Source organism: Sphingobium sp. B1D7B (genome assembly GCF_025961965.1).
Classification (GTDB): domain Bacteria; phylum Pseudomonadota; class Alphaproteobacteria; order Sphingomonadales; family Sphingomonadaceae; genus Sphingobium.
In genome coordinates this window covers 3626215-3642397 of the sequence record NZ_JAOQOR010000001.1, presented here as the reverse complement: position 1 = coordinate 3642397, position 16183 = coordinate 3626215, and the positions used below count along the sequence as shown (strand labels likewise).

Genomic DNA, 16183 nt, shown 5'->3' with positions numbered 1-16183 from the left:
CGAAGGGCTCGATACAAACGGGTGCCGGGGGAACGCCCGTCCCAGTGGCTGCGCTCAATATTGGCAGAGGACAATCCTTATGGCCTACTGGCTGGCGACCGAGAGGCGCAATCAGGAGAGCAGCGTCGTCAAGCGCTTCTCGCCACCTTTCTGGACCGTCAATTTCCCCCGGCCGATGACGGCCTCCGTCGTGACGGTCGGGGATGATGGATTGCGCGTCGATGCGGTGTTCCATGGCTCGGGCGACCTTGCCGGGCTGATCTGGGAATCGGCTGATGTACGGGACCATCCGCTGCTCCGTTATGAGACGCGACGGGATTATCGTGGCTGCACCTTGCGGTTCCGCTGGCGGAGTGCTGGGGTCAAGCCGCTCGATGCCATTCAGGGCCCGACGTTGACGCTTGAGGGGCGGGACGCGGCCGGCAATGCGCGGGCCTGGTATGTGCGGCTCTGGAACTATGCGGAAGGCAGTCCGGAGGACGCGGTCGTCACCCTCGACTTCGGCGCGTTGGTCGGTGGCTTTGCCTTGCCGGCCGATGCGGACCCGGTGGATGCGCGGGATATTGACCGCCTGTTCATCTCCATCGTCCAGACCGATTATGACGAGGGAGAGACGACCTTTCCTGACGCCCGCGAAGGCTGGGTGGAGGTCAGCGAGATGGTTTGCGAGGGGGCAGGATCGATCATCGCCATGGGCGATCCGATGCTGCCGGAGCATGGGCTGTCGATCGCCAGCGGCTATGATGATGCGTACAATCAGACGCCTGAGCGCTTGCTGCGGCAGGTGCTGGCGCTGGGCTATCGCGGCGCGATCAATCATTATGTCGGGATGAGCCACTATATGCGGCTCGCCCCTGATGGCAGCGATTTTCGCGTGACGCTGGCGGGCGGTGCGCTGGCGACGCCATGCCGGCGCTGGCACGAGGACTTCGCTGCGCGCTGCAAGGCGCTGGGGTTTGGGCTGATCCTGTCGCTCGCTTATGAGTTGTTCGATGCCTATTGCCCATCTGAGTGGAAGCAGCGGGCGTGGGACGGAGCGCCCGCGCTGACAGGGTGGACGCCGCCCTCCGCCCTGCTTTCGCCAGCCAATGCTGCGGCTAACGACTATTTGCGTTCGGTGGCGCGGGCCTTTGCGGGCATCGCGCGGGATGCCGGGCTAGCGGTGCGTTTCCAGATCGGTGAGCCCTGGTGGTGGGTGATGTCGGATGGGCGACCCTGCCTGTATGACGATGCTGCCCGCGCTGCGTTCGGGAGTGCCGCCGTGGAAATTCCGACGGTTCGCGATACGCTCGACAGCGGGCAGATCGCTTTGCTGGATGCGGCTGGCGCTCTGCTGGCCGCTTCGACGGCGGGCGTGGCGGATGCCGTGCGCGCGGAGACGCCGGGCGCCGAGCTTCTTCTGCTTGTCTATCTGCCGAGCGTGCTGGACCCTGAGGCGCCGGAGCTCAAACGCGCGAACGTTCCGACAGGCTGGGCCGCGCCGGCTTTCGACCGGTTGCAGATCGAAGATTATGACTGGGTGACCGAGGGGCGAACCGCCCGCTCAGCCGCAGGGCGCGCCGCGATGGACGCGCGCCTGGGCTATCCGCCAGACGCGCAGCACTATTTCGCCGGATTTTTGCCGGCTGGCTCCACCGATGAGTCAATGCAGACCGGTTGGGACCGCATTGCCACAGCGGCAGATGGTGCGCGGGCGCGCGGCCATGCCGCTACCTTTATCTGGGCGCTACCCCAGGTCGCGCGGGACGGCTTTACCTATTTCCAGCTTTCAGGAGATGCGGACGTGCAGCATTTCGACGACCTCGCCTTTCCGCTCGACATTGGCAATCGCGCGCAGGTGGCACCGGCTTTCTCGACACGGATCGTGGAGAGCGTGTCCGGCCATGAGCAGCGCAGCACGCAATGGGCCGACGCGCGGCTGCAGTTCGATGCGGGACCGGGCGTGCGATCCGAGGCGGATATCGCGACGCTCATCGCCTTTTTTCGGGCTCGACGCGGTGCAGCGCGAGGGTTTCGGTTTCGTGATCCGTTCGACCATACGTCCGGCCCGTTCGGCGTCGCGCCGGGGCCGTTCGATCAGTGGATCGGAACGGGCGATGGCGTGACGACGAGCTTCCAGTTGCGCAAGAATTACGGGGTGGATGATCCCCAGCAACGACGGATCACGCGGCCCATGGCAGGGAGCATCAGGGTTGCGGTGGACGGGGTGGAGCGGTTTGCCGGCTGGTCTCATCCAGGTATGGGGGAGGTCGCGTTCGATGACCCGCCGTCCGAGGGCGCGGTGGTGACGGCGGGCTTTGTCTTCGACGTGCCCGTGCGCTTCGCCGAAGACCGGCTGGACATCGACCGAGAGACGTTTGCGGCGGCGATTGTCCCGTCCGTCCCGCTCTTGGAGGTGCGCGAGTGAGCACTGCAGCGATCCTGAGCAAGCCGCTCTGCGCGCTTGCTTTCTGCTGGCGACTGGAGCGGCGGGATGGCGTGACCATCGGCCTGACTAGCCATGATCGGGGCCTGCGGGCGCATGGCCTGCATTATGCGGCAGCACCCGGGATCACGCCGAGCGCCATCGTGCAGGGTGGCAGCGACCCGGACCTGACGGACTTGCAGGGCGCCATTAGCAGCGCGGCCATCAGCGAGGTCGATCTCGATGCCGGGCGCTGGGACGGCGCGACACTGCTCCTGCATCTCACCGAATGGACCGAACCCGGGGTGCTCTGGCTGGAACTTGCGCGCGGCGAACTGGGAAGCATCGAGCGGCGCGGCGGCGCTTATTCGGTGAGCCTGCGGTCCACGCTTGCTTCGGCGCTTGAGCGACCGGTCGCGCCGGTGACCAGCGCCACCTGCCGGGCGACGCTGGGGGATGCGGATTGCCGGATCGATTTGCGACGGCATCAGCAGATCGTCGCGGTTGGTGCCGTGGCGGATGACCGCGTTGCGTGCGGTGGCCTGCTGGCTGGGGTGTATCCCTTCGGCTCGTTGCGCTGGCTGGAGGGGCCCAATTGCGGCCTCCTGCAGACCATTGTCGATCAGGAGGCGGGGGGCGTTTTCTTGGCAGAACCGCCGGTGTTTCCGGTGGCAGCAGGCACGCGCGCGCTGTTGACGCAGGGGTGCGACAAGCGCCTTGCGACCTGTGCGGGGCGGTTCGGCAATGCTGTCAATTTCCGCGGGGAGCCGCATCTGCCCGGCATGGACCTGCTGACGCGCTATCCGGGGAGCTGAGTGATGGACGTGGGCGAACGAATGGCGGCCGAGGGCTTGGCCTTGGTCGGTGTGCGCTTTCGGCTGCACGGGCGCAGCGTAGAGACGGGGGTGGACTGTGTGGGCTTGGTTGCGCTGGCGGCGCGGCGGGCCGGAGTCCGCGTTCCCACGCTCCCGACCTATAAGCTGAGGGGGATGGGGCAGGCGAGGGCAGTGCAGAACCTCGCGGCATGCGGCCTCTCGCCGGCGCCGGAGCTGGGCGAAGGCGCCGTGCTGCTGGTCGATAGCGGTCCGATGCAGTTGCATCTGATGATCGTGACGCGGGGCGGTCATGTCCATGCTCATGCCGGACTGGGCAAGGTAGTGCTGATGCCGGGGCCGTCGCCCTGGCCGGTGCTGGGTGCGTGGCAATTTCAGGAGTAGCGCATGGCGACATTGGTTCTCACCGCCGTGGGCAGTGCCCTTGGCGGAACGTTCGGCGCTGTGGGCGCGGCGGTTGGCGGCGCGGTCGGCGCGCTCGCCGGGCGGTCTGTCGACGCGCTGATTTTTCGACCCGGCGGGCGGACGGGGCCCCGGCTGAGCGACCTTCAGGTCCAGACATCTCGTTACGGCGCGGCGATCCCGCGCATCCACGGAACGATCCGTGTCGCGGGGACGGTGATCTGGGCCACGGACCTTCAGGAGAGCAAATCGACCAGCGGTGGAGGCAAGGGCAGCCCAAGCGTCACGACTTACAGTTATTCCGCGAGCCTGGCTGTTGCGCTTTCCTCACGGCCTATTCTCGGCATCGGGCGCATCTGGGCGGACGGCAATCTGCTTCGTGGTGCAGTGGGGGATTTCAAATCGCCGCTCACGGCATTTCGGCTGTATCTGGGCGGGCCGGACCAGATGGTGGACCCGCTGGTTGCGTCCGCAGTGGGCGTGACGCAATGTCCTGCTTATCGCGGCTGTGCTTACGTCGCGTTCGAAGGGCTGCAGCTGGCGGACTTCGGCAACCGGATTCCCTCGCTGACGTTCGAAGTGATCGCTGATGCCGAACCAGTGGCCCTGCCGGCGATTGCCTCCGACCTTGCCGGGCGCACCGTCAGTCATGCCGGAGACGGCGATCCAGCGCGTCTGCTGGGCTTCGCGGCGGAAGGGACAGTGGAGGAAGCGATGCGCGACATCGTCTCACTCCACGACGTGCGATGGACAGAGCGCGAGGGGGCGCTTGCGTTGAACAGTGGGATGGTGACGGGCCAAGCCATCGATCGGGCAGCCGCCGTGCGCAGCATAGACGGCGAGAAGCAAGCCGAGCCTCAATATGTCCGCACACCGATCGAGACGGTGGCTGCCCGGCTGGCGATCCGTCACCACGACCCGGCTCGCGACTATCAGCTTGGCTTGCAGACCGCGTTGCGGGCGGGGCCGGGGATGCGCAGCGAGGAAATCGACTTGCCGGCCGCGATGGGCGCGGACGATGCCCGGCGCCTGGCCGACCGGAAGTTGCGCAATGCGCTCCGGCGGCGCCGAAGCGTCAATATCGGCACTGGTTGGAGCGCGCTGGACCTTGGTCCGGGCGATCTTGTGACGGTCGCGGGCGAGCCGGGGCAGTGGCTCGTCGAGACGACGGAATGGGATGACATGGCCGTCAGGCTCAGCTTGCAGGCTTTTGAGAGCGGCACGCGGGCCATCGCAGGCGCAGGGGCCTCCGGGGAGCCGGTCCGTCAGCCTGACCTCGTCCAGGGGCCGACCAGTCTGACGATTGTGGAGTTGCCGGGTGACGGGACTACGATTTCCACGAGCCCCGTCCTTGCGGCAGCGGCGTGCGGTACAAATGCCGGGTGGCGGCGCGCGGCCCTCTTTCGCTATGATCCGGTGCTGGAGATTGCCGAGCCCATTGGCAGCACAGCGCCGCGCGCCGTGATGGGCCGCACTGGTGGCGCGCTGCCTCCGGGCGCGCCGTGGCGGATCGACCTTTCCAGCAGCATTGAGATCATTCTCGACGATCCCGGTGATGTGTTGACCGGGGTGGGGGACGATCTTCTGCTCGGCGGCGCGAACATCTGCCAGATTGGAAAGGAACCGCTGCAATTTGGTCAGGCGGACGTCATCGCGCCGGGGCATTATCGTCTGTCACGGCTCGTTCGCGGGCGCATGGGCACCGAATGGGCCATGACTGGGCACGATGCGGGCGAACGGTTCGTGCTGATCGACCCCGAGCGGCTGGCGCCGATCTCGGTCGAGCAAAGCGCGGTTGGAACGACGCTGACTCTGAGGGCGATCGGCAGCGGTGATGGTACACCCGCGCAGGACAGGCTTTTGATCGAGGGCCATGCATTGATGCCCCTTTCGCCGGTGCATGGGCGGCGCACGACTTTGGCCGGTGGTGATGTTGAGATCAGTTGGGTTCGCAGAAGCCGGCTTGGCTCGGCATGGATCGACGGCGTGGATGCGCCCCTCGGGGAGGAGCGGGAGGCTTATGCGGTCAGTGTCGTCGCAGACGGAGTGACATTGCGGCGATGGGAAACGACGCTCCCGTCCTGCGTCTACGCGGCGAGTGACGTTGCGGCCGATCTCGCGACCGCGGCCTCGGCTGGCGTGCAGATCGAAGTGAGGCAGATGGGAAGCTGGGGAGCGGGGCGAGCGCTCGTCATTCCCTAGCCCTGTCTTATCCGCGTCTGCGCGCGCGACTTCCCACATCAGAAGGACGACGATCTATGGCTCAAACCGATCGATTTGGCTTGCCGCTGCTCTCTGCTGGGCAGGCGCAAAAGGAACTTACCCATAATGAGGCCTTGTCGCTCATCGACATCGCAATCGGGCGAGTGGTGGAAAGCGCGAGCCTGTCAGCGCCTCCCGCCGCGCCCGATCTGGGTGCATGCTGGCTCGTCGGGAGTGGGGCGACAGGCGAATGGGCAGGGCGCGAGCGGATGATTGCTGCGTGGACTGCGGCTGGATGGCGCTTCCTCGCGCCGTTCGAGGGCTTGCATTGCTGGAAGCGGGATACGCAAAGTGGCGTGAGATTCCAGGCCGGCGACTGGCGGGAAGAAGGTCTGCGGACTGACGGTTTCTATGTTGATGGCGAGAAAGTGATTGGCAGCAGGCGGCCTGCAATCGCGAATCCATCCGGGGGGGCGCCCGTCGATTCGCAGGCGAGAGAGGCGATCATTTCAGTGCTTGATACCCTGAGGGCGCACGGTCTCATCGCATCGTAACCACGCATAAAGCACAAAGACGTTGTCGGTTCCCAACATGCGGACGCGACAGGCAATATTTCCTGCAGGGCCAACATTAGCTGACCACAATGCGGCATTTAGGCAACATCATGCGATTGTGCGCTTGAAACCTTTGCGGCGCACTCCTAAAAACGTCGAGCAGCATTTTACGATCAACCTGAAAGGGGAATGATATGCGGAAGCTTGGCCTCGCCATAGCGCTCGCTTCGACCGCGATGGCATCACCATCGCTCGCCAAGGACGGCGCCTGGTATCTGGGCGGCGACGTTGGCGCGATCATCGTCGAGGACTCTGACACCACGTATGACGCCGGCACCGTTGCCGGTGTGGCAGCGACCACTGGCGTCACGGCCAACACCCCGCACAAGGTCGGTTACGACGCCGCGGGTTATGTGGGTTACGACTTCGGCGCGTTCCGCCTGGAAGCCGAATATTCGCACAAGAAGGCGATGAACAAGAACACCACCTACTCGAACCTGACGACGGCTCTGCCCGGCGGCCAGGCTCGCGTGGACAGCATCATGCTGAACGGTATGCTCGACTTCGGTCCCGATGATGGCCTGCAGGGCTTCGTCGGCGGCGGCGTCGGCGTTGCGCGGTCCAAGATCTCGCTGCCCGACACGCGCGATTCCGACACGGGCTTCGCCTGGCAGGCAATCGCTGGCGTCCGTTATCCGGTGAGCAACAATGTCGATCTGTCGCTGAAGTATCGCTTCTTCAACCACAGCAACATCGACCTGATCAACACCGCTGGCACGCCGCTGGAAACTGAGGTTCGCAGCCACAGCATCCTGGCTGGCCTGGTGTTCAACTTCGGTGGTGAAGAGCCGGCTCCGCCGCCGCCTCCCCCGCCGCCCCCGCCGCCGCCTCCCCCGCCGCCTCCGCCTCCGCCGCCTCCGCCGGTCGCGCAGTGCCAGCCGGGGCCGTACATCGTGTTCTTCGAGTGGGATAGCGCCGACGTTACGCCGGATGCTGCCTCGATCCTCGACAACGCGGTTTCGGCTTATGCGAACTGCGGTAGTGCGCAGGTCATGCTCGCTGGTCACGCTGACCGTTCGGGCTCGCCGCGCTACAACATGGGCCTTTCCGAGCGTCGTAACGCTTCGGTCCGTGGCTACCTCACCTCGCGCGGCATCTCCGACGGCGTCATCTCGACGCAGGCCTTCGGTGAGACGCGTCCGCGTGTCGACACGGCCGACGGTGTGCGTGAACTCCAGAACCGTCGCGTGGAAATCACCTACGGTCCGGGTTCGGGCAACTAAGAACTTTCCGCTTCGGCGGGACGAACAAGGAAGGGGCCGGCTTATCCGGCCCCTTTTTTTGTGTGAAAGAGCGTTGGGCTGTCAGCTTGCGTCTATGGGCGCGCATCGAGAGCGGGCGATACAGCAGGCATGATAAGCCTCGCGGACCGGTTTCACTTGAAATCTAAGGGCATAGCCCGATATTGTGCGCTGATAGTCCGGCGCTGTTGCCGGAAAGAGGAGATGATAAAATGGCGAATTGGCCAGATCCCCGGTCGTCCGCTACGGGCTACGGTGGTGCTTCCACGCATGCGAGCGAGGTTGCTTATGACGCAGGCCTGCGCTCCTACATGCTCTCGATCTACAATTACATGGCCAGCGGCGTGCTGGTCACGGGTATCGTTGCGCTGTTGTTTGCAAGCTCCGGCTTCGCAGCTCAGGTGCTGGTGACCCCGCTGCGGTGGGTAATCATGCTGGCCCCGATGGCCTTCGTGATGGTGCTGAGCTTCGGCATCAACAAGCTGCAGACGAGCACCGCGCAAGCGCTGTATTGGGCATTTGCAGTCGTCATGGGCCTCTCCATGTCGTCGATCTTCCTGGTGTTCACGGGTGTCTCGATTGCGCAGACATTTTTCGCCACGGCAGCGGCTTTCGTGGGCCTGAGCCTGTACGGCTATACGACTAAGAAGGACCTCTCCGGTTTCGGCACGTTCCTGATCATGGGCGTGGTCGGTATTCTCGTCGCCATGGTCATCAATATCTTCGTGCAGTCGACGGCGCTTCAGCTGGTCATCAGCATCCTTGGTGTCCTGATCTTTGCCGGCCTGACTGCCTATGATACGCAGCGCCTTAAGAGCCTGTATTTCCAGGTTGCCGGGTCCGACATGATGGGCAAGGCCGTCATCATGGGCGCGCTGAGCCTGTATCTGGACTTCGTGAACATGTTTACGTTCCTGCTGCAGTTCCTCGGCAATCGCGACTGATCTCGCCGGGTTCTTTTCTTGTACAAGAAGGGCTGGGAGACATCCTCCCGGCCCTTTTTCTTATTAGGCCAGCCCGAGTGAGTGCACCGGAACTGAGTCTGGACTAAGCTTTGCCCGACTGCGCCTGCGCGATAAGCGCATTGTCGATTTCCTTCGCGCGCACATAGGCGGGTCGGCTCTCAAGGCGCGCGACATAGTCCGAGAAAATCGGCCGGGAAGGGATGGTGCCGAACTGCAGCCCCCAGACGATATGCGATCCGACATAAACATCGGCTGCCGTGAACATCTCTCCGCAAATAAACGTCTTCCCCCGGAGCGCGCTTTCCAAGGTGTCGATTGTCTGCTCGAAGCTGCCATAGCCCAAAGTCCTTTCCCGACCAGGCTCAGCGACGAAACCCAGTGCACGGTTCGTCACAGCCGCCTCTAGCGGTCCCGCCGCAAAGAACATCCAGCGATAATAATCGGCACGATCGGGCAGGGGTGGGGCCAGCGCTGCTTCGGGAAAGCGATCCGCCAGCCAGGCGCAAATCGCGGCGCATTCTGTGACGACCGCTCCTTCGTACACCACGGCGGGCACCTTTCCCATCGGATTGATGGCCAGATAGGCCGGGCCTTTCATCTCGGTCTGGTAGTCGAGCAGGTGGGTTTCGTACGGGACGCCGACTTCTTCCAGCATCCAGCGGACAATTTGCCCACGCGACATCGGGTTGGTGTAGAATTGAATTTGGCTCATGATCGTCTCCCCAGTGACTGGAACGTATCATGAACGAAATTTAGGGTTTCGTCAAAGCCCTGCCTCACGAGCGAAGCGTCCTTCGCTCAGAAAATGCTTTATCTGGGCATGAGCTGCCGGGTGATAGGGTAGCAGCATATGGGAGAGCGGGAGGACGATGTGGTCCGTCGCGTTCTTCAATCTGGTCGAGGCCACGCTGACCTTGCCGTCGCTCGGCCCGGGCAGAAGGCGTGACGCGCCATAGCGCATCATCGGGCGGTCGCCGGCGATGATGCCTAGCGGATAATCAATGTCACCCAGCATTGCAGTGATCTCTGCGGGGCGCTGCGTGACCAGAGCCGGGGCGGCCCTGCCGAGGATCGGACGCAGCAGAGCATAACGGTGCAATGTGTCGGCTATTTCGCTGCCAGCATTAGGGGTTCCCAACATGACGACCCGGCCCAGCCGTGCCGGGCGCCGCGCTTTGATGAGCGCGCGGGCGACCAGTCCGCCCATGGAATGGCAGACGATGTGGAGAGGCTGATCCGGGCTGCCCGCTGTATCGATTTCTTCCAAGCGTGGGCCGAGTAGTTTGCAGATGCCATCGAGGTCCAGCCGCCAACTGTCGTAACTCAGATCGACGGGCTGATAGCCGGTGCTGCGAAGCATGGCAGCGAGGGGCCGGTTCATCACCGCAAATCCAGCAAAGCCATGAATAAGGACGACAGTTGGCTGCACGGTGGGTTTCAACGCCTGATCATGCCTGAGCGATCCCAGCCATTCTCATGGTGATGCGGATATCCTGAAAACAAGCCGGCCCCGAGCAACTGCCCGGGGCCGGTCGAGATTATATGAACTGTGCCGTCGATGGCGTTCAGCTCTTTGGCTCTGAGACCTCGGAAGGGCCGCTCTTTGCCTTGCGCGTAGCACTCCCCTTGCTGCGCTTGGGTGCTGCAGGCGTGATCTCGAAGGTGAGAGCGTCGTCCTTGAGGCGGACATGAACCTCGCCACCGTGCACGAGCTTGCCGAACAGCAGTTCCTCGGCGAGGGGCTGCTTGATCTTCTCCTGCATGAGCCGACCCATCGGACGGGCACCGTACAGCTTGTCGTAACCGCGGGCGGTGAGCCAGTTGCGGGCTTCGTCGTCGAGCGTGATGTGGACATCGCGATCGGCCAGTTGAAGCTCGAGTTGCAGGATGAACTTGTCGACCACGCGGGCGACAACCTCGGACGGCAGATAGCCGAAGGGCACGATGGCATCGAGGCGGTTGCGGAATTCCGGCGTGAAGAGCTTCTTCACGGCTTCCTCCTGCACATCTTCGCGCGTCGATTCCCCGAACCCGATCGATTCCTTCGCCATGTCGGACGCGCCGGCATTGGTCGTCATGATCAGGATCACGTTGCGGAAGTCGACGGTCTTGCCGTGGTGATCGGTCAGGCGCCCGTTGTCCATCACCTGCAGCAGGATGTTGAACAGGTCCGGATGGGCCTTTTCGATCTCGTCCAGCAGCAGCACGCAATGCGGGTTCTGGTCGATAGCATCGGTAAGCAGGCCGCCCTGATCATAGCCGACATAGCCCGGAGGCGCGCCGATCAGGCGGCTGACCGAATGCCGCTCCATATATTCCGACATGTCGAAGCGCTGGAGCGGGATGCCGAGCAGCGTGGCGAGCTGGCGGGCGACCTCTGTCTTGCCGACGCCGGTAGGGCCGGAGAAGAGATAGTTGCCGATCGGCTTGTCCGGATCGCGTAGGCCGGCGCGCGACAGCTTGATCGCGGAGCTGAGCACCTCGATGGCCTTGTCCTGCCCGAAGACGACACGCTTGAGATCGGTCTGGAGGGTTTCCAGCACGCTCTTGTCGTCGCTCGACACGGTCTTGGGCGGGATGCGCGCCATCGTGGCGATCACAGCCTCGATCTCCTTGGGCGTGATCATCTTCTTGCGACGCGAGGGCGGCACAAGCATCTGCATCGCGCCGACTTCGTCGATCACGTCGATCGCCTTGTCCGGCAGCTTGCGATCATTGATATACCGCGCTGACAGCTCCACCGCCGCCTTGATGGCATCGGGCGTGTATTTGACCGAGTGGTGATCCTCGAAGGCCGAACGCAGGCCCATGAGGATCTTGACGGTATCATCCACCGTTGGCTCGTTCACATCGATCTTCTGGAAGCGACGCAGCAACGCGCGGTCCTTCTCGAAGTGATTGCGGAACTCCTTGTAGGTCGTCGAGCCGATGCAGCGGATCGCGCCACCCGACAGCGCAGGCTTCAGGAGGTTCGAGGCATCCATGGCTCCGCCTGACGTCGCGCCGGCGCCGATCACCGTGTGGATCTCGTCGATGAACAGCACCGCGTGCGGCATTTTTTCCAGTTCGGTAACGACGGCCTTCAGCCGCTCCTCGAAGTCGCCGCGATAGCGCGTGCCGGCGAGCAGTGCGCCCATGTCGAGCGAGTAGATCACCGCTTCCTTGAGCACGTCTGGCACTTCGCCATTGACGATCTTGCGCGCCAGACCCTCGGCAATGGCCGTTTTGCCCACGCCCGGATCACCCACATAGAGCGGGTTGTTCTTGGAACGCCGGCACAGGATCTGGATCGTCCGATCCACCTCGGAATCGCGGCCGATCAGCGGATCGACCTTTCCTTCCTTCGCCTTCTCGTTGAGATTGACGGTGAACTGGTCGAGCGCGCCTTCCTTCTTCTTGGCCTCCGGCTTCTTCTCTTCCTCGGCCTGGGCTGGCTTGGCCGGCTCCGGCGAGGCAGCGCCCTTACCGACGCCGTGCGAGAGATAGGAAACCGCGTCGAGGCGGCTCATGTCCTGCTGCTGCAGGAAATAGACGGCATAGCTCTCCCGCTCGGAGAACAAAGCCACCAGCACATTGGCACCGGTCACTTCTTCCTTGCCAGAAGATTGGACGTGCAGGATCGCGCGCTGGACGACGCGCTGAAACCCGCTGGTCGGAGAGGGGTCGACGCCGCCGGAGACCTTCAGGCTCTCCAGTTCGGTATCGAGATAATGGGTGACCGTGTCGCCAAGCTCACCAAGATCCACGCCACAGGCCTGCATGACCTTTGCGGCATGTTCATCGTCAATCAGCGCCAGCAGCAGATGCTCGAGCGTCGCATATTCGTGCGCGCGCTCCGTGGCATGCGCCAGGGCATTGTGCAGAGTTGTTTCGAGGGCGGACGCGAAAGAGGGCATATCGTTCTACTCCTGCGGCCCGAGAGAGGGTCGCGTTAGGGTCAATGTCGGCACGCCGCGAGCCGCCTTCAAGGGCCGCTCTGTCATCCACCGATTTGCCGGAGGCCGATATGCGCCAGAAGGCGATCCTGCCTCCGCTCTCCTCATTTCTTGAATAGCGCCTCAGCGCTTGCCTTATGGTGAACCGCGCTCGATTTCTTGGCGCGGGTGCGCTCGATTTCGGCTGAAAGAAGGCTGATGCGTTCATCGAGCTCATCGACCGAAAGCCGATCCAAATCTTCGCGGATCAGCTGTGCAATCAGGTCGCCGGGCCGCGCCCGGGGTGAGGCGTCGTCGAAATCCATGGCGACATGCTTGCGCCAAAGTCCGCGCAAGTCAACCGGGGTTGGCAGAAGCCTCGGCATGCCGGAAGGGGCGGTCCCAATCCGCCTATGTTGCTTTCCGGGCTGGTCTTTTTCGCACCGGACTCTAGACGTAGGGCCGATCACGGCCAGCCAGGGGGAGCAAGCCAAGGTGACGAACCTGCCCGAGACCATGCGCGCCATTGCTATTCGGGAGCCAGGCGGGCCGGATGTGCTGACCGAGGTTCAGGTTCCCCTGCCGGTGCCCGCGCAAGGCGAAGTGCTCATTGCGGTCGCGGCGGCAGGCGTCAATCGCCCGGACGTTCTGCAGCGGCAAGGCAGCTATCCGCCTCCGCCCGGCGCCTCCCCGCTGCCGGGGCTGGAAGTGGCCGGAACCATTGTAGCGGTGGGTGAGGGGATAGGCCCCGACGTGATCGGCGAGCGCGTCTGCTCGCTGGTCGCGGGCGGCGGTTATGCCGAATATGCCTGCGCCGACTATGCCCAATGCCTCGCCATTCCGCCGGCGCTCTCGATGGAAGAAGCGGCCGGAATTCCTGAGACGCTGATGACGGTCTGGCACAATCTCTTCGAGCGCGCCTACATCGTGAACGGCGACAGCGTGCTCATCCATGGTGGGACGAGCGGCATCGGCACCATGGCCGTGGCTCTATGCCGGCTGTTCGAGATCACGACGATCGTCACCTGTGGCAGTGACGAGAAGTGCCGCGCCGCGCTGGAATGGGGCGCTGGCCATACGATCAATTATCGCAGCGAGGACTTCGTCGAGGCGGTAAAGCGCATCACGGATGGCAAGGGCGTGACGGCGGTGCTGGACATGGTGGGCGGCGATTATCTTCCGCGCAACCTGGAGTGCCTGGCGGAGGACGGCCGGCATGTCTCCATCGCAGTGCTGGGGGGGGCCAAGGCCGACCTGTTCATTCCCAAAATCATGATGCGCCGCCTGACGCTCACCGGGTCCACATTGCGGGCGCGGACCGCGGGCTTCAAGGGCCTGCTCGTCGATGAGATCCGCCGCACGGTCTGGTCGATGGCGGAGGAGGGTGCGCTGCGTCCCGCACTGGACCGCGTCTTCCCGCTTGGCGAAGCAGCGCAAGCGCACGCGCTGATGGAAGCGGGCGAGCACTTTGGCAAGATCGTCCTGAAGGTGCGGTGAAGAGTTGCCGAGTGACGCAAATCCGTCATATTCCCAGAAAAACTGTCACATTGTTCGGCTAGAGCGCGCTTGGGGAAATGGTGTCCCCGGGGGTCGAGAAAGCCATGAACGCCATCAGCTCAATCGCGCAGGAGCGGGCTGTCCGCAGCGGTCATCCGCGCGCCCACTACCGCACGATCTGGATCAGCGACATCCATCTCGGCACCAAAGGGTGCAATGCGGAGATGTTGGTCGATTTTCTCGACAATGTGGACAGCGACACGCTGTACCTCGTTGGCGACATCGTCGATGGCTGGCAGCTCAAGAAGCGGGTCTACTGGCCGACCGCCCATAACGATGTGGTCTGGCGCGTGATGAAGCGGGCGCGGCGCGGCACGCGCGTCATCTATATCCCCGGCAATCATGACGAGATTTTTCGCCAGTTCACCGGCATGAGCTTTGGCGGCGTCGAGATCCGCCGCAAGATGATCCACACGACCGTAGAGGGCCGCAAGCTGCTGGTGCTGCATGGCGATGAGTTCGACACGGTCATGCTCGCCCATCGCTGGCTCGCCTTCGTGGGGGACGCCGCTTACACCGCGCTGATGGCGCTCAATCGCCGCGTCAATCAGGTCCGCCGCTGGCTGGGCCTGCCTTATTGGTCGCTCTCGAAGATCGCCAAGCACAAGGTCAAGAATGCGGTGGCGTTCATCACGCGTTTCGAGGAGATCGTTGCGCATGAGGCGGGACGACGGCGTGTCAATGGCGTCGTCTGCGGGCACATCCACACGGCGGAAATCCGCCAGTTCGGCGAGATCACTTATTATAATGATGGCGACTGGGTGGAGGGATGCACGGCGCTTGTCGAGCATCATGATGGGCGGATGGAAATCCTGCACTGGGCCGAGGTGATGGCGGCACGCACCCTGAGCGCTGCCGCGGATGATCTGGAGGTCGCCGCTTGAGCGGTTATGGGCCTGCGAAGGCCGGCCGGCGCATCCTCATCGTCACCGATGCCTGGGCGCCCCAGGTCAATGGCGTCGTGCGAACGCTTCAGGCGGTCCGCGCAGAACTCATCGCCATGGGGCACACGGTCGAGGTGATCGCGCCCGATCGCTTTCACACGCTACCTTGCCCCACCTATCCAGAAATTCGGCTAGCGATGCCTGCGCCGGGAGCGATCGCCCGCATGATCGCGGCGTTCGGCCCGGATGCGATCCATCTCGCGACCGAAGGCCCACTGTGTCTGGCCGCGCGGCGCTGGTGCCTGCGGCATGACCGCCCGTTCACCACGGCGTTCCACACCAATTTCCCCGATTATGTCGAGCGGCGCACGGGCCTGTCGGCGGACTGGTTCTGGCCCTATTTCCGCTGGTTTCATGGGGCGGCGCAGGCGGTGCTCACGGCGACGCCGTCAGTGCGCGCCGAACTGCATCGCGCCGGCATCCGCCACACGCATCACTGGGGGCGCGGCGTCGATCTCACGCAATTCTCGCCGCTAGGGGATGGGCATCCCGCGCTTGCCGGCTTGCCGAGGCCAATCCTTCTTCACGTTGGCCGCGTCGCCGTGGAGAAGAATATCGAGGCCTTCCTTGCGCTCGATACGCCCGGCAGCAAGGTCGTGGTGGGCGATGGGCCTGCGCGCGCGTCGCTGGAGGCGCGACATCCTGCCGTTCATTTCCTCGGCATGTTGAGCGGCGAGGCGCTTGTCTCGGCCTATCGGGCTGCCGATGTCTTCGTCTTCCCCAGTCGCACCGACACCTTCGGGCTGGTGATGATCGAGGCACTGGCGTGTGGTACGCCCGTGGCGGCTTATCCGGTCACCGGCCCGGTCGACGTGCTGACAGCACAGACCGGCGCGATGGATGAGGATCTCGCGCGCGCCATGACGCAGGCGCTGGAGCTTTCTCCGTCGGCCTGCACGGCGCATGCGCGGGGCTTCACCTGGCGGCGCAGTGCAGAGCAGTTCCTCGAGAGCTTGCACTGGCTCGACGCCCCGGCGTTGGCACACGCGGCCTGAGCCCGTTGTACAGGCCGAACGGTCTTTCGCCCCCTTGGGCGCCGTGACGCGCGCGAGCGCTTGCCGATCCAGCCGGAATAGCTTATCTGTGCGACCATCGAGGCCATCCCGT

14 protein-coding genes are annotated in these 16183 nt (G+C 63.9%); 10 read left to right on the top strand and 4 right to left on the bottom strand.

All coding sequences use genetic code 11. The features are described from left to right. The first annotated feature begins 79 nt into the window (after positions 1-79). From M2336_RS17065 to M2336_RS17035, 7 genes are all read left to right on the top strand, one after another. Positions 80-2407, top strand: coding sequence for a DUF2460 domain-containing protein (locus M2336_RS17065; RefSeq protein ID WP_264573388.1), 2328 nt, complete (start codon positions 80-82; stop codon positions 2405-2407). After that, positions 2404-3219 carry a DUF2163 domain-containing protein gene (locus M2336_RS17060; protein ID WP_264573387.1) on the top strand — a complete coding sequence of 272 codons (816 nt, stop codon included), beginning with the start codon at positions 2404-2406 and terminating at the stop codon, positions 3217-3219. The genes M2336_RS17065 and M2336_RS17060 overlap by 4 nt, the downstream gene beginning before the upstream one ends. 3 nt (positions 3220-3222) lie before the next feature. Beyond that, positions 3223-3621, top strand: coding sequence for a peptidoglycan endopeptidase (locus M2336_RS17055; RefSeq protein WP_264573386.1), 399 nt, complete (start codon positions 3223-3225; stop codon positions 3619-3621). Positions 3622-3624: 3 nt separating this feature from the next. Continuing rightward, a complete protein-coding gene (locus M2336_RS17050) occupies positions 3625-5841 on the top strand; it encodes a phage tail protein (RefSeq protein ID WP_264573385.1) in 2217 nt (738 codons plus the stop codon). A 56-nt stretch (positions 5842-5897) separates the two neighbouring features. Beyond that, positions 5898-6395 carry a DUF2793 domain-containing protein gene (locus M2336_RS17045; protein WP_264573384.1) on the top strand — a complete coding sequence of 166 codons (498 nt, stop codon included), beginning with the start codon at positions 5898-5900 and terminating at the stop codon, positions 6393-6395. Positions 6396-6589: 194 nt separating this feature from the next. Then, complete coding sequence (locus M2336_RS17040; protein WP_264573383.1) at positions 6590-7678, top strand: OmpA family protein; 1089 nt, start codon at positions 6590-6592, stop codon at positions 7676-7678. Positions 7679-7908: 230 nt separating this feature from the next. Next, a complete protein-coding gene (locus M2336_RS17035; RefSeq protein ID WP_264571054.1) occupies positions 7909-8640 on the top strand; it encodes a Bax inhibitor-1/YccA family protein in 732 nt (243 codons plus the stop codon). Positions 8641-8743: 103 nt separating this feature from the next. Here the strand turns inward: M2336_RS17035 and M2336_RS17030 are convergent, their stop codons facing one another. The 4 genes from M2336_RS17030 to M2336_RS17015 all read right to left on the bottom strand — a co-directional run bounded on the left by M2336_RS17030 (position 8744) and on the right by M2336_RS17015 (position 12901). Beyond that, positions 8744-9373, bottom strand: a complete 630-nt coding sequence (locus M2336_RS17030) for a glutathione S-transferase family protein (RefSeq protein ID WP_264571053.1) — start codon at positions 9371-9373, stop codon at positions 8744-8746. A gap of 51 nt (positions 9374-9424) precedes the next feature. Further along, entirely contained in the window at positions 9425-10042 is a 618-nt protein-coding gene (locus tag M2336_RS17025; protein WP_413715943.1) for a lipase family alpha/beta hydrolase, read from the bottom strand. A 184-nt stretch (positions 10043-10226) separates the two neighbouring features. Next, positions 10227-12557 (bottom strand): ATP-dependent Clp protease ATP-binding subunit ClpA, encoded by a 2331-nt coding sequence (gene clpA, locus M2336_RS17020; RefSeq protein WP_181560356.1) that lies wholly within the window; start codon positions 12555-12557, stop codon positions 10227-10229. Between the two features lie 143 nt (positions 12558-12700). Continuing rightward, on the bottom strand, positions 12701-12901 hold the full coding sequence (locus M2336_RS17015) for a DUF1192 domain-containing protein (RefSeq protein WP_181560355.1): 201 nt from the start codon (positions 12899-12901) through the stop codon (positions 12701-12703). Positions 12902-13091: 190 nt separating this feature from the next. Here M2336_RS17015 and M2336_RS17010 point away from each other — a divergent pair, with 190 nt between their 5' ends. From M2336_RS17010 to M2336_RS17000, 3 genes are all read left to right on the top strand, one after another. Then, the gene (locus M2336_RS17010) at positions 13092-14072 is read left to right on the top strand and encodes an NAD(P)H-quinone oxidoreductase (RefSeq protein ID WP_264574912.1); all 981 of its coding nucleotides are present in this window, start codon (positions 13092-13094) and stop codon (positions 14070-14072) included. A gap of 104 nt (positions 14073-14176) precedes the next feature. After that, entirely contained in the window at positions 14177-15016 is an 840-nt protein-coding gene (locus M2336_RS17005; RefSeq protein WP_264593226.1) for a UDP-2,3-diacylglucosamine diphosphatase, read from the top strand. Further along, positions 15013-16071, top strand: coding sequence for a glycosyltransferase family 4 protein (locus tag M2336_RS17000; RefSeq protein WP_264573381.1), 1059 nt, complete (start codon positions 15013-15015; stop codon positions 16069-16071). Before M2336_RS17005 ends, M2336_RS17000 begins: the two co-directional genes overlap by 4 nt. The last annotated feature ends 112 nt before the right edge of the window (positions 16072-16183 follow it).

What these genes read in the sequence shown, in the direction of transcription:
- M2336_RS17065 (WP_264573388.1), top strand. Translation starts at nt 80, where the DNA reads ATGGCCTACTGGCTGGCGACCGAGAGGCGCAATCAGGAGAGCAGCGTC.
- M2336_RS17055 (WP_264573386.1), top strand. Translation starts at nt 3,223, where the DNA reads ATGGACGTGGGCGAACGAATGGCGGCCGAGGGCTTGGCCTTGGTCGGT.
- M2336_RS17050 (WP_264573385.1), top strand. Translation starts at nt 3,625, where the DNA reads ATGGCGACATTGGTTCTCACCGCCGTGGGCAGTGCCCTTGGCGGAACG.
- M2336_RS17045 (WP_264573384.1), top strand. Translation starts at nt 5,898, where the DNA reads ATGGCTCAAACCGATCGATTTGGCTTGCCGCTGCTCTCTGCTGGGCAG.
- M2336_RS17040 (WP_264573383.1), top strand. Translation starts at nt 6,590, where the DNA reads ATGCGGAAGCTTGGCCTCGCCATAGCGCTCGCTTCGACCGCGATGGCA.
- M2336_RS17035 (WP_264571054.1), top strand. Translation starts at nt 7,909, where the DNA reads ATGGCGAATTGGCCAGATCCCCGGTCGTCCGCTACGGGCTACGGTGGT.
- M2336_RS17030 (WP_264571053.1), bottom strand. Translation starts at nt 9,373, where the DNA reads ATGAGCCAAATTCAATTCTACACCAACCCGATGTCGCGTGGGCAAATT.
- M2336_RS17025 (WP_413715943.1), bottom strand. Translation starts at nt 10,042, where the DNA reads ATGAACCGGCCCCTCGCTGCCATGCTTCGCAGCACCGGCTATCAGCCC.
- clpA (WP_181560356.1), bottom strand. Translation starts at nt 12,557, where the DNA reads ATGCCCTCTTTCGCGTCCGCCCTCGAAACAACTCTGCACAATGCCCTG.
- M2336_RS17015 (WP_181560355.1), bottom strand. Translation starts at nt 12,901, where the DNA reads ATGGATTTCGACGACGCCTCACCCCGGGCGCGGCCCGGCGACCTGATT.
- M2336_RS17010 (WP_264574912.1), top strand. Translation starts at nt 13,092, where the DNA reads ATGCGCGCCATTGCTATTCGGGAGCCAGGCGGGCCGGATGTGCTGACC.
- M2336_RS17005 (WP_264593226.1), top strand. Translation starts at nt 14,177, where the DNA reads ATGAACGCCATCAGCTCAATCGCGCAGGAGCGGGCTGTCCGCAGCGGT.